Origin of the sequence: Bacillus sp. ME78 (assembly GCF_903970865.1) — a bacterium.
Lineage (GTDB): Bacteria > Bacillota > Bacilli > Bacillales > Bacillaceae_G > Bacillus_A > Bacillus_A cereus.
Genome location: NZ_CAJCKK010000001.1, coordinates 226,790 through 240,694, shown reverse-complemented (window position 1 = coordinate 240,694; position 13,905 = coordinate 226,790). Strand labels below are relative to the sequence as shown.

Sequence of the window (13,905 nt, the reverse complement as noted above, 5' to 3'; positions counted from 1 at the left end):
TATATTATACTACAGTTTCATCAGTAAGATTTGCCAAAAAAATTATTCTTTTCTTATTTTATATCCATATACCATATATCAGCAATGTATTTTCGTAAATTCCTAATACATAATCGTTTATTGTAAGATTACTGGGAAAGGTATTTATACATATAGTAGGATGTAGATGAAGAAATAAGATGATAAAAAGCTCGCATAAGCGAGCTTTTTATTAATATACAGATGTATTATTTTCTGACATGTTTTCTAAAATTTCTTTAACACGCCCTAAGAACTTACCACAAATTAAACCATCAAGTACGCGGTGATCAAGTGATAAACATAAGTTAACCATGTCACGAGCACCGAACATACCGTTATCCATAATTACTGGGCGTTTTACAATTGATTCAACTTGTAAAATAGCCGCTTGTGGGTAATTAATAATACCCATAGATTGAACAGAACCGAATGATCCTGTGTTATTAATTGTAAATGTTCCACCTTGCATTTCGTCTGCTTTTAACGATTTCGTGCGTACTTTTCCTGCAAGTTCTGTAATTTCACGAGCGATACCTTTAATTGTTTTCTCGTCCGCTTGCTTAATTACTGGTACAAATAGTTCTTCCTCTGTTGCAACAGCGATAGAAAGGTTAATATCTTTCTTCTGAACAATTTTATCGCCAGCCCACATTGAATTGATTTGAGGATACTCTTTTAACGCTTGTGCTACTGCTTTTACGAAGAAAGCAAAGAACGTTAAGTTAAAGCCTTCACGCTTCTTAAAGTCACCTTTGATTGAGTTACGGTATGACACAAGGTTTGTCACATCTACTTCAATCATCATCCAAGCATGTGGTGCTTCGTGTTTACTACGTAACATGTTCGCTGCGATTGCTTTACGCACACCTGTTACTGGAATTTCGATATCTCCAGGCATTGTAGGTACAGAAACTGGTTTCGCAGCTTCTACTTTTTGCGCTACTGGTGCTGCTTTTGGTGCTTCTGGGCGAGCTTCTACTACTGCCGCTACAGCTTCCTCTTTCTTCGCCGCACCTGCTTGCGGAATATTTCCAGATTCCACTAGCTTTAAAATATCTTTACGAGTGATACGGCCGTTTGCTCCCGTACCCTCTACTAGATCTAAATCAACGTTATGCTCACCCGCAAGTTTTAACACAGCTGGTGAAAAACGTGGTTTTCCATCAGTTGGTTGTTTTACTTTCGGTGCTTTTTCAGGCGTAATTGCTGCTGCCTTTGGTTCTTCTTTCGTTTTTTCCTCAACAGCTGTTGCTGCTACTTCGTCTGCGCCTTCTACTTGAATCACACAAACTACTTCACCTACAGCTAACGTATCACCTTCACCAGCGATTAACTCTTTCACAATACCAGTGAAAGAAGATGGTACTTCAGCATTTACTTTATCAGTCATTACTTCTGCAAGCGGATCATACTTGTTTACGTGATCGCCAACATTAACGAGCCATTTACTAATTGTGCCCTCTGTAACGCTCTCCCCGAGCTGAGGCATTGTAATATTTTCTACAGCCATGTATAGTCCCCCCGATTAAAATTCCGCAAGTTCACGCATTGCTTTTTCAACTTTATCTGGATTTACCATAAAGAATTTTTCCATTGTTGGTGCATATGGCATTGCTGGAACGTCTGGACCTGCAAGACGTGCGATTGGCGCATCTAAATCAAATAGACAGTTTTCAGCAATAATTGCTGCCACTTCACTCATAATGCTTCCTTCTTTATTGTCTTCTGTTACAAGAAGAACTTTACCTGTTTTAGAAGCTGCTTCAATGATTGCTTCTTTATCTAATGGATATACAGTACGTAAATCAAGAATGTGTGCAGAGATGCCATCTTGTGCTAACTTTTCAGCTGCTTGAAGAGCAAAATGAACACATAATCCGTACGTGATAACTGTAATATCATCACCTTCACGTTTTACATCTGCTTTTCCGATTGGTAATACGTAGTCATCCTCCGGCACTTCACCTTTAATTAAACGATATGCACGTTTATGTTCGAAGAATAATACTGGATCTTCATCACGAATGGCTGCTTTTAATAAGCCTTTTGCATCATATGGTGTAGAAGGGATAACGATTTTTAAACCTGGCTGGTTTGCAAACATCGCTTCTACAGATTGTGAATGATACAATGCACCGTGAACACCCCCACCAAATGGTGCACGGATTGTAACTGGACAAGTCCAATCATTATTAGAACGATAACGAATTTTTGCTGCCTCAGAAACAATTTGGTTTACTGCTGGCATGATGAAATCAGCAAACTGCATTTCAGCGATTGGACGCATACCATACATTGCTGCACCAATTGCTACCCCAGCAATTGCAGATTCTGCAAGCGGTGCATCAAGCGCACGATCTTCACCAAATTGATCATACAAACCGTGTGTCGCTTTAAACACGCCACCTTTTTTACCAACATCTTCTCCTAAAACGAATACTTTCTCATCGCGTTCCATTTCTTCGCGCATTGCTAATGTAATAGCATCAATATAAGACATTACAGCCATGAAACGTTCCCCCCTATTCTGCGTATACGTGCTTCAATGCATCTTCAGGTGCTGCATACGGAGCATTTTCTGCATATTCTGTTGCTTCATTTACGATATGCATAATTTCGTCTAACATTTGTTTTTCCGATTCCTCAGTTAACACACCAGCTTCTTTTAAATAAGCCGCGAATGTTATAATTGAATCTTTTTTCTTTGCTTCTTCTACTTCTTCTTTATCACGATAAACACGATCATCATCGTCACTAGAATGTGCTGTTAAACGATATGATACTGTTTCAATTAAAGTTGGGCCTTCACCACGACGACCGCGATCTGCTGCTTCTTTTACAGCTTTATATACTGCAAGCGGATCGTTTCCGTCTATTGTATATCCAGGCATACCATAACCAATTGCACGATCTGATACGTTTTTACATGCTAATTGTTTTTCAACCGGAATAGAGATTGCATATTTGTTATTTTCACACATAAAAATAACAGGTAGTTTGTGTACACCAGCAAAGTTTGCCCCTTCATGGAAGTCACCTTGGTTTGAAGAACCTTCTCCAAATGTAACGAACGTTACTAAATCTTTCTTCTCCATTTTTCCAGCTAGTGCAATACCAACTGCATGTGGTACTTGCGTTGTTACTGGAGATGAACCTGTAACAATACGATTTTTCTTTTGACCGAAGTGACCAGGCATTTGACGACCACCAGAGTTTGGATCTCCAGCTTTCGCGAAAGCAGACAACATAAGCTCTTTAGCTGTCATACCAAATGCTAGTACAACACCCATATCACGATAGTATGGTAATGCATAATCTTTCTCTCTATCAAGAGCGAACGCCGCTCCAACTTGTGCAGCCTCTTGTCCTTGACAAGAAATTACGAATGGAATTTTACCAGCGCGGTTTAATAACCACATACGTTCGTCGATTTTACGTGCAAGTAACATCGTACGGAACATTTCTAATACTTGCTCATCACTTAAGCCAAGCTCTTCATGGCGCTTTTCTTTTACTTCTGCCATTTTTCATAACCTCCTAAATCCACATTTTTATGCGTGTAACGCTCTTCCATCTACAGCAAGTGCTGCTTCACCAATCGCCTCAGATAATGATGGATGCGGATGAATTGTATGTGCTACTTCCCAAGGTGTTGCATCAAGTACTCTTGCAAGACCAGCTTCAGAAATCATATCTGTTACATGTGGTCCAATCATATGAACACCAAGAATGTCATTTGTCTCTTCATCAACTACAAGTTTTACGAAACCATCTGATTCTCCGTATACAAGTGCTTTTCCGATTGCGCGGAATGAGAACTTACCTACTTTTAACTTATAGCCTTTTTCTTTCGCTTCTTGTTCTGTTAAGCCAACAGAAGCAACTTCTGGACTGCTATATACGCATTTTGATACCATAGAGTAATCAATTGGTGTAACTTCTTTCCCTGCAATATGTTCTACTGCAGCAATTCCTTCATGAGAAGCAACGTGAGCAAGTTGCAGGCCACCGATTACATCTCCAATTGCGTAAATATGCGATTCTTTCGTTTGATAAAACTCATTTGTTTGAATGTATCCTTTTTCCACAACGATATCTGTGTTCTCTAAGCCAATATTTTGCGTATTCGCTTGTCTTCCTACAGATACAAGCATTTTTTCTGCTTTAAATTCTTTATTTTCACCGTTGTATTCAGCTTGGATTGTTACTCCATTATCTTTTACCAATGTTTCTGGTAATACTTTTGCACCAGTTACCACTTTAATACCTTTTTTCTTGAATAGACGTTGCATTTCTTTTGAAACGTCTTGATCTTCTAGTGGTAATATCGTTTTTGCATACTCTAATACTGTAACTTCTACACCGAAGTCAGCAAGCATAGATGCCCACTCAATACCGATTACACCGCCACCAACGATAATAATCGAACTAGGAAGCGTTTCCATTTTTAGGGCATGATCCGAAGACATTACGTATTCTCCATCTAATTCTAAACCTGGTAATGAATTTGGACGAGAACCTGTTGCAACAAGTACATTTTTTGGAATTAACATTTCATTCTCTTCTCCACTTGCAAGTTCAACTGAAATTGTCCCTGGCATAGGAGAGAAAATAGACGGGCCAAGAATACGACCAATACCTTCAAACACATCAATTTTACCTTGTTTCATTAAATGTTGAACGCCTTTATGAAGCTGCGTTACAATCTTCTCTTTACGCTCTTGTACTTTCGCAAAGTTTAGTTCTACATTGCTTGCAATAACTCCGAACTCTTCGCTTTTTTTAGCAGTTGCATATACTTCCGCACTACGTAAAAGAGCCTTACTAGGAATACATCCTTTGTGTAAACAAGTACCACCAAGATTTTCTTTTTCGACTAGTGCTGTTTTTAACCCTAATTGTGATGCACGAATTGCAGCAACATATCCACCAGTACCGCCGCCAACGATGACTAAATCATATTCTTTTGCCATTATCTCAACCCCTAGCTACCGTTTCTTTTTCACGTACAACGTATTCTTTTGGAGCTTCTTCTTCACGTAATACACGAAGTGCTCCTTCTGCTAACGCTTCTAACTCATCTTCGCCTGGATGTACGATAACATCTGCAATCCAGTCCACTCGCTCTTTTATTTCATCGACAAGAATTTTACTGTATGCCAATCCACCAGTTAATACGATTGCATCGATTTTCCCGTGAAGTACAGCGCTAGCTCCGCCAATCTCTTTTGCAACTTGATATGCCATTGCTTTATAAATAAGAGTTGCTTCAGGATCACCTTTTTCAACCATTTGCTCTACTTTAATCGCATCATTTGTACCGATTAAACTTACAAGTCCACCTTGTCCGACAAGTTTTTTAATCATTTCATCACGGTAATACTCACCAGAGAAACACATTTCTACTAGTTGCCCTACTGGTACTGTACCAGCGCGCTCTGGACTAAATGGTCCTTCTCCGTTTAAACCGTTATTCACATCGATTACTCTTCCTTTTTTATGAGCACCAACTGTAATACCGCCACCCATATGTGTAACTAATAAATTTAAATCCTCGTATTTGTGATTTAACTGTTCAGCTACTTTACGAGCAACTGCTTTTTGATTTAATGCATGGAAGATACTTTTGCGTTCCATACCAGCAATGCCACTTATACGAGCAACCGGCTCCATCTCATCTACAACGACAGGATCTACAATGAATGCAGGAATGTTTAATCCAGAAGCAATTTCATATGCTAAAATGCCTCCAAGGTTTGAAGCGTGATGACCGCTAAAGCCATTTTTCAAATCTTCTAACATCGCATCGTTTACTGTATACGTACCGCCTTCGATTGGACGAAGTAATCCACCACGCCCACAAACAGCGTTTAATTTTGAAATGTTAATACCATGAGAATGTAGAACTTCTAAAATCGTTTCTTTTCGAAACTCATATTGGTCGATAATTCTCTTATATTTTCCAATCTGTTCTACGTCATGACGAATCGTTTCTTCTAGAACGGGTCTTTCATTATCAAAAACACCAATTTTTGTGGATGTACTACCTGGGTTAATAACAAGAATTCGATTTACAGACAATGTTGCTACCTCCACTAATAAATTCAAAAGGAAGTGGAAACCTCATAAGAGGTAACCACACCTTTTGTAAAAGTTATATATGAATGATTAGCGACGGCTAATAATATCGTGACCGTTGCGTAAGTAAGTGCTACGAGAATTCTTCAAGCTTGCAATGCGCTCTTCAGCTAGACGATCTGCCGCTACATAAGTTGCTATGCCATCGCGTTTTGAAATTTCGATTACTTTTGCAATCGTGTCATAAATAGACTCAACACGTTTTAGTGCACGTTCTCTATTGTATCCATATAATTCGTCTGCTACGTTAATTACGCCACCTGCATTAATTACATAATCTGGTGCGTATACAATACCCATTTCATGAATGATGTCACCGTGACGATCTTCTTTTAATTGGTTATTTGCAGAACCTGCGATTACTTTTGCTTTAAGTTGTGGAATAGTTTCATCATTAACTGTTGCGCCTAATGCACATGGTGCGTAAATATCGCATTCCACACCGTAAATTTCATTTGGTTCAACTGCTGATGCACCGAATTCTTCTACAGCACGTTGTACAGCTTCTTTATTAATATCTGTAACGATTAATTTTGCTCCTTCAGCGTGTAAATGTTTGCATAGATGATATGCTACGTTACCAACGCCTTGAACAGCAATTACTTTTCCTTCTAAATTGTCAGTACCGAAAGCTTCTTTTGCAGCTGCTTTCATACCACGATAAACACCGTATGCAGTTACTGGAGATGGGTTACCAGAAGAACCGAATGATGGTGAGATACCTGTTACAAAGTCAGTTTCTTCGTGGATAATATCCATATCATCTACTGTTGTACCAACATCTTCAGCTGTAATGTATCGTCCGTTTAGTCCTTGGATATAACGTCCTAGTGCACGGAACATTGCTTCGCTCTTATCTTTACGAGGATCACCAATAATTACTGTTTTCGCACCACCTAAGTTTAAACCAGCTGCTGCGTTTTTGTATGTCATCCCTTTTGCAAGACGCAATGCATCTTCAATCGCCGCTTCTTCAGAATCATATGTCCACATTCTTGTTCCACCAAGAGCCGGTCCAAGTGTTGTATCATGAATTGCAATAATTGCTTTTAAACCAGATTCTTTATCTTGACAAAATACCACTTGCTCATAATCATATTTTTCTAAGTATTCGAAGATTTCTAATGTCATTGTCGTTTCCCCCTAATGTTTTACCCTTTTTGGTTTATTTTGAAGCAGTCGCAACTGCCAATGCTAATGAATATACTTTTGTTTCTGCTGAATCAGCACGAGATGTTAAAACAATCGGTGCTTTTGCGCCAGCAATCATTGCTCCTACTTTTGCATCCGCAAAGTATACGAGTGATTTATATAGCACATTTCCAGCTTCAATCGTTGGGACGAGTAAAATATCTGCCTTACCTGCTACATCACTTACTATGCCTTTATGCTCTGCTGCAATTTGTGATACTGCATTATCTAAAGCAAGTGGTCCATCAACGATACAATCTTTAATTTGTCCGCGGCGATTCATTTGTGTTAACATCGCTGCATCAATTGTCGCCTGCATCGCTGGATTCACAACTTCTACTGCTGCAATTGGTGCCACTTTTGGCAAGTCGATTCCTATTGCCCGGGCAACTTCTACAGTATTTTGTATAATAGCAGCTTTTTGTGTTACATCAGGTGCGATGTTCATCGCTGCATCTGTAACGAAAATAAGACGATCATAATTTGGAACTTCAAATGCTGCTACATGTGAAAGTACGCTACCTTTACGTAGGCCCCACTCTTTGTTTAACACAGCCTTCAAAATATTCGCTGTTGGGATGTTACCCTTCATAAGCACGTCTGCCTCACCATTTCTCACAGCTTTAACAGAAAGTTCTGCAGCCTCTGCATTAGACATTGCTGCAATCACTTCAACATGTTCTGAAGTTTGTAAACCATGTTCTTGTAGCATCCCCATTATTTTTTCTTGATTTCCATATAGACGAAATTGAGCTAGCTGTAATTTAATTGCTTTCGCTACAGCTTCAATTACTTCATGATCTTCAGCTACTGCTACAGCTACAGTTTTTTTAGGCTGTCCCGCTGCTTGATCAATTAAGTATTCTAACTTCATATTTTGTAATCAACCCTTTCCGTCGTCCCTCGTCTATTTATAAAGCAAATACCGTGCCAACTTTTAAAAGTGGTCTTACCAATAATGAAAACGCATTCAAAATGCAGTAAAATCAATACTTTGGAAAATAACGAAAGATTCTGTCTTATTTTGTCGCTTTTTGTATACCATGCAATAAATTGCACGGTACGCAATTTATTGCATGCTATTTTTTGCATGGTCATACTTTTCTAGCTTATAATATAAATTTCGAACGGAAATTCCTAACGCTTTTGCAGTTTGTGTTTTATTCCCATCAAATCTCTCCAAATATTCATGAATAATATTCCCTTCAAACTCTGTTACTAAATGTTCAAGTGGCTTTTCTTCTAATTCAGGTAATAAATGAGATTGCTTTGACTCCACCTGCTCTTCATTATGTAATGGTGGTAAATGTTGTACATCAATATAGATCTCGTTATAATTCATAAAAATAATAGCTCGTCCTAAAATATTTTCAAGTTCTCTCACATTTCCTGGCCATTCGTATGATTGTAAATATAAAATAGCTGAATCAGTGAGCCCTTCTACATTACGACCATAATCTTGATTAATTTTTTGAATCAACCTGTCCGCAATTTTCGGTATATCTCCTTTACGTTGACGAAGAGATGGAATTTGAATTGGAATTTTATTTAATCGATAATATAAATCCTCCCTAAACTTCCCTTCTAGAATAGCCTTTTCTAAATTCACATGTGTCGCTGCAATTACTCGAACATTAATGGGTATCGCTTTCGTCCCACCAACTTTTACAATTTCTTTTTCCTGCAATACACGAAGGAGTTTCGCTTGTGTATTTGCAGATAACTCCCCTATTTCATCTAAAAAAATACTACCGTTATTCGCTTCCTCAAAGAACCCACGTTTCCCGCCTCTTTTCGCTCCAGAAAACGCCCCTTCCTCATAACCAAATAATTCACTTTCTAACAACGTCTCCGAAATAGCCGCACAGTTTACACGGACGAATTTATTGTATTTTCGATTACTTCCATTATGGATTGCATGTGCAAACAATTCTTTACCAGTCCCAGATTCACCGCGTAACAGTACCGTTGCTGGTGTATTCGCTCCTAGCTTCGCCTGTTCGATAGCTGCCGTTGTTTCATCTGAATTTCCGACAATATCATCAAATGAATATTTTGCTTCTAATGTGCGAATAATTTGCCTTGCTCTATTCAATTCATTTGTTAACTTTTGAATTTCCGACACGTCACGGATAACGCCAACGCTTCCTTTCAATATTCCATCCACAATAACTGGCGCTACGTTTACAATTACATCGCGCTTTTTTTGCCCAATCTTCATATGTATTCCGCGCACCGCACGACGCGTTCGAAGTACTTTCATATGCATACTTTCGCCTTCTACAATATCAGTTGTAGCAGGCTTCCCAATAATATCTTCTTCTGTTAGACCCGTTAATTTCGTATATGCCGGGTTAATGACTAAACCTCTTCCTTTTTCATCCACAACCGAAATCGCTTCTTCAGATGAGTTGATAATTGCCTCTAATAGTGTTTGAATTTCTTTTAAGTCTGTAACTTCTTCCGCTAAATCTACAACTTCTGTTATATCTTTAAAAATTGCAAATGCCCCTTGTACCTCTCCGCCTTCTTTTAATATCGGTATACGCGTTGTAATAATTTTCTTTCCATTCTCTAATGTTAGTTCATAATTTACTTCTATTTGTTTCGTACGTATAATGCGAAGTAATTTACTAGTGGGAATGACTTCTAAAATATATTTTCCTATCGCCTCTTCTTTTTTATATCCGATAATACGCTCCGCACTTTTATTAAAAAGACGAACTTGTCCCTCTCGATCAATTACGATCATGCCGTCATGCGTAGAATTTAAAATTAATTCTCCTTGTTGCGTTTGTTCCTCTAACCGCCCAATTAACCCTTCCTTCTCATGCGCTAATCCTGTAACAATTTTTGCAATATCACCTGGTATAAGAAGAGTGTCTTTTTTCTTTTTTTCCAATAAAACTTTATGTACATCATCTTCACCTGTCATATCAAATATTACATCGATATGCATAGAAAGAAATGGAGTTACACTTTCTCCAATTGCAATTCCATATTCCTTAGCAATTTGTAATCCTTTTGCCAACGGATTTATATCAATAATCCCTATAATTTGAAATATATTCGAACTATGTAACAGATTCAGCAGTGCGCTCCCGCCTTCACCTGCACCAACAATTAATACTTTTTGTTTCATATATTACACTTCCTCTCGAAGTAACTCTGCAAATTTTTTCACACCCTTATCTTACTCGTTCAGCACCCTCTTGACAAACCCCCTTTCCGTATAACATCATTAAAATATACGAAATAATCTGAAAAGGAGAGTTATGTATGCAGCGTTACGTTGCTCTACTATTAGCACTCATCCCTATTTCATTAGCTGTGTTTGGTATAAAGTTAATGAGAGATACTGTATTCGGGATTCTATTTCCACCAATCTCTATACTGTGGTTACAATTTTTAATCGGTGCTCTCTGCTTCGGGCTCGGGTTTTATATCTTCGGTGGCTTCGTCTTGCACCGAGACCGTAAACGAAATAAAGTACAGGCTCGCTTTAGAAGATAGGAAGGCCCCACTATTTATAAATAAAAAAATGAGACCGTTACACGCGGTCTCATTTTTTTATTGGCAACAACGTTCTTGCCGTTTCAGGGTAATCAGTAATAATCGCCGATATATTCATATCAAAATATTTACGCATAAGCGTTTCTTCATTAATTGTATAAGGGCGAACCTCTACACCACTTTCCATCGTTAGTTCAGCAATAGCATCTTGAAGGTAACGATAATTCGGATGTACTGCTGTAGCCCCCATTTTTTTCGCGTATGCCCACGGACTATGCAAACCTTCGCGATATAAAATTGCTGTTTGAATATCAGGAGCCATCATATGACACCGTTTCATGCTGTAGTGATTAAACGAAGAAAATATAACACGATCCTCTAAACTAAATTTCCGTACAAGCGTTATAACTTCTTCCTCTAAACCTCTGTATGGAATTTTATTATTTTTAAGTTCAATATTAAGTAGCAAACTCGTTCGTTCAAGCCATTCTAATACCTCTTCTAAAAGTGGTATTTTACAAAACCCCACTTTATCACCAAATTTATAACTTGCATCTAACTTGCATAAATCCTCATATACATAATTCCGAACCGCACCTTTTCCATTTGTTGTTCGGTCCACCGTTTCATCATGAATGACGACAACTTTTCCATCTTTCGTTAATTGAACATCAAGTTCAATTCCATCCGCTCTAAAAGACTCAGCCGCTTCAAATGAAATCATTGTATTTTCTGGGTACGTTCCAGCCGCACCACGATGTGCAAATATAAGAGTCATCCTCACTCCCCCAATCTTATGCTATACTATACGAAAAAGGAGGTACTTCTATGAGACCATTACAAATTTCTCCAGATACTGCAGTCCGCTTATCAAAAGCACTAGGTGTTCCACTTGAACAACTCATGCACATGCCGCAGCACATTTTAATTCAAAAGCTAGTTGAATTAGAAAAACAAAATAAAGACGAAGAATAATACAGTCCTGTTTTGCAGGGCTTTTTATTGCCCTCCATTATACCATGGATACTTTCCCTACTAAAATTCTTTAATAGATGTACTTCGGTGCAATTTAGCCGTTCCTTCATCATTTAATAATGAATCATATCTTTTCTTTTTTGTTACAAGTCATAAAGAAAGCAGACTATTTATTTATAAGTCCCCATTGCATCCTTAAAACACGATAATACAAAACTAGAAAGCCTTTATATTATTTTTTATTGAACGTGCGGAGCATCCCCTGATTCGTATAGTTCTTTCGCCTTTTCCTCCCCGAATGTAGTTAAAATATAATGTTGCTCTTCTAACGCATCCATTGCTCTAGTTGCTTTACAAACGTTATCTTCTTGAGCATCCGAGAAATAATTGTGATCTTCTACAATTTTACTAAAATCTTTTTTCACCCATCTATCAGCAATTGCTAAAAGCTCATTTTTCTTCGCAAAGCTACTCTTATTTATGATTTCTTTTAACTTTTTAGCATTATTTTGAACAATTGGGATAGAGCCCGATTTTCGTTCTGCCACCACTTTTTGATGAGTCATGTGATGCATCGCTGTAATGACTTCGCTTTCAGTAGAATTTTCAGTAACATACACATCAACAAAGACTCCATCTACCTCTCTACCTACTATCGTTTGGTCTTCTTTTTTGTCTATTTGAGCACTCACCTCTTTATCTGCTGGATTATCGGCAAGTTCTAACATTCCAAATGTAACTGCTACAGCAAGAACTCCCATAGCTGCTACTATTCCTAACCAAGTTAAAATTTTATTTTTCATTCCCCTTCTCCCTATCTATACCTATTTAATTACCTTATAAAAAACTCACTTATATGTAATATTACTAAAAATAGGTTTTATTTTCCATAGTATGAAATAATCTCTTTTTCTCAACAAAATAAAAAGACCAACGAATCATAAAATTCATTGGTCATTGAGTGAAAAGTTTATTGGTTTTAAAATTGATATTAAGTATAGATTTCAAGAATTTGTCGGCTTAGCTAAAGAGTAAACCCTTACTATCTTTACTCTCAGCTAGCTTTATGTTCAAGTCTCAGCTTATCCGCAACCATTGCGATAAACTCAGAGTTCGTAGGTTTTGCTTTTGACATGGATACTGTATAACCGAATAAGGACGAAATAGAATCAATATTCCCACGGCTCCAAGCTACTTCAATCGCGTGACGAATTGCTCGCTCCACACGGCTTGCTGTGGTATTATATTTCTTTGCGATATCTGGATACAATACTTTCGTAATCGATCCTAATAATTCGATATCGTTGTATACCATGGAGATTGCTTCTCGTAAATACATATATCCTTTAATATGAGCGGGTACACCAATTTCATGAATGATACTCGTAATACTCGCATCTAAATTTTTCGGTTTTCCATCTACTGTTGTTGCTGATCGGAATGATGGTAGTGGACGTTTAATCATAGCATTTGCTTTACCACTCACTTGACGAATATGACTCGTTAAATTCTCCATATCAAATGGTTTTAATATGAAATATGAGGCACCTAAGTCAACTGCTTTTTTCGTCACATCTTCTTGCCCGAATGCTGTCAACATAATTACGCTAGGCTGTTTTAACCTTTCAATATGTCGCATTTTTTCCAATACAGCTAAACCATCTAAGTGTGGCATAATAATGTCTAAAACGAGTACATCAGGTTGCTTATCTGTTAATAAGTTTAAACACTCTTGACCATTATAAGCAGTACCGATTACTTCCATATCATCTTGAGCAGCTACATAGCTCTCTAACATTGACACTAGTTCTTTATTATCATCCACAAGACATACTTTAATTTTCTCCACAGCTTTTCCTCCCTTACCGAATCGATTCTCCGACATGTGTATCCTTCTAGGCTACATGAATTGTTCGACAATTGTGTGAAAATTCCCTTTTAAAGTTTCTTACTTTCCGATAAAATCACAAAAAAATATGTTTATCGTTCATTTATTCCCTTTCGCAACACATTCCATCATAGAAATACAACGAAACGTTCAACCCTTTTCTTTTATTTTACAACAAA

The 13,905-nt window shown here is 37.7% G+C and carries 13 protein-coding genes; 2 read left to right on the top strand and 11 right to left on the bottom strand.

Translation table 11 applies throughout. The features are described 5' to 3' along the window. Positions 1-211: 211 nt before the first annotated feature. From H6481_RS01330 to H6481_RS01295, 8 genes are all read right to left on the bottom strand, one after another. Positions 212-1,531, bottom strand: a complete 1,320-nt coding sequence (locus H6481_RS01330; RefSeq protein WP_070180493.1) for a dihydrolipoamide acetyltransferase family protein — start codon at positions 1,529-1,531, stop codon at positions 212-214. A gap of 15 nt (positions 1,532-1,546) precedes the next feature. Continuing rightward, positions 1,547-2,530, bottom strand: coding sequence for a 3-methyl-2-oxobutanoate dehydrogenase subunit beta (gene bfmBAB / locus H6481_RS01325; RefSeq protein ID WP_000290071.1), 984 nt, complete (start codon positions 2,528-2,530; stop codon positions 1,547-1,549). A gap of 13 nt (positions 2,531-2,543) precedes the next feature. Next, positions 2,544-3,545, bottom strand: a complete 1,002-nt coding sequence (bfmBAA, locus tag H6481_RS01320) for a 3-methyl-2-oxobutanoate dehydrogenase subunit alpha (protein WP_000852551.1) — start codon at positions 3,543-3,545, stop codon at positions 2,544-2,546. A 27-nt stretch (positions 3,546-3,572) separates the two neighbouring features. Continuing rightward, positions 3,573-4,994, bottom strand: a complete 1,422-nt coding sequence (gene lpdA, locus H6481_RS01315) for a dihydrolipoyl dehydrogenase (RefSeq protein ID WP_182810945.1) — start codon at positions 4,992-4,994, stop codon at positions 3,573-3,575. A gap of 4 nt (positions 4,995-4,998) precedes the next feature. Continuing rightward, entirely contained in the window at positions 4,999-6,102 is a 1,104-nt protein-coding gene (gene buk, locus H6481_RS01310) for a butyrate kinase (protein ID WP_000115781.1), read from the bottom strand. 87 nt (positions 6,103-6,189) lie between these two features. Next, positions 6,190-7,290, bottom strand: a complete 1,101-nt coding sequence (locus tag H6481_RS01305; protein ID WP_000171355.1) for a leucine dehydrogenase — start codon at positions 7,288-7,290, stop codon at positions 6,190-6,192. 34 nt (positions 7,291-7,324) lie between these two features. Next, a complete protein-coding gene (gene yqiS / locus H6481_RS01300) occupies positions 7,325-8,224 on the bottom strand; it encodes a phosphate butyryltransferase (protein WP_000764675.1) in 900 nt (299 codons plus the stop codon). Between the two features lie 195 nt (positions 8,225-8,419). Continuing rightward, positions 8,420-10,492 carry a sigma-54-dependent Fis family transcriptional regulator gene (locus H6481_RS01295; protein WP_023522991.1) on the bottom strand — a complete coding sequence of 691 codons (2,073 nt, stop codon included), beginning with the start codon at positions 10,490-10,492 and terminating at the stop codon, positions 8,420-8,422. Between the two features lie 137 nt (positions 10,493-10,629). Here H6481_RS01295 and H6481_RS01290 point away from each other — a divergent pair, with 137 nt between their 5' ends. After that, positions 10,630-10,863, top strand: a complete 234-nt coding sequence (locus H6481_RS01290; RefSeq protein ID WP_001190211.1) for a DUF2627 domain-containing protein — start codon at positions 10,630-10,632, stop codon at positions 10,861-10,863. A 49-nt stretch (positions 10,864-10,912) separates the two neighbouring features. On the opposite strand, the gene H6481_RS01285 is transcribed toward H6481_RS01290, so the two are convergent. After that, a complete protein-coding gene (locus H6481_RS01285) occupies positions 10,913-11,641 on the bottom strand; it encodes a glycerophosphodiester phosphodiesterase (protein WP_071729682.1) in 729 nt (242 codons plus the stop codon). A gap of 50 nt (positions 11,642-11,691) precedes the next feature. On the opposite strand from H6481_RS01285, the gene H6481_RS01280 reads away from it, so the two are divergent. Then, complete coding sequence (locus H6481_RS01280) at positions 11,692-11,838, top strand: YycC family protein (protein WP_001247671.1); 147 nt, start codon at positions 11,692-11,694, stop codon at positions 11,836-11,838. A gap of 239 nt (positions 11,839-12,077) precedes the next feature. Here H6481_RS01280 and H6481_RS01275 read toward each other — a convergent pair whose 3' ends face one another. Together H6481_RS01275 and spo0A are read right to left on the bottom strand one after the other, a co-directional pair. Continuing rightward, positions 12,078-12,641, bottom strand: a complete 564-nt coding sequence (locus H6481_RS01275) for a PRK06770 family protein (protein ID WP_182810943.1) — start codon at positions 12,639-12,641, stop codon at positions 12,078-12,080. A 251-nt stretch (positions 12,642-12,892) separates the two neighbouring features. Next, on the bottom strand, positions 12,893-13,687 hold the full coding sequence (gene spo0A / locus H6481_RS01270) for a sporulation transcription factor Spo0A (RefSeq protein WP_011110369.1): 795 nt from the start codon (positions 13,685-13,687) through the stop codon (positions 12,893-12,895). Between the last annotated feature and the right edge of the window lie 218 nt (positions 13,688-13,905).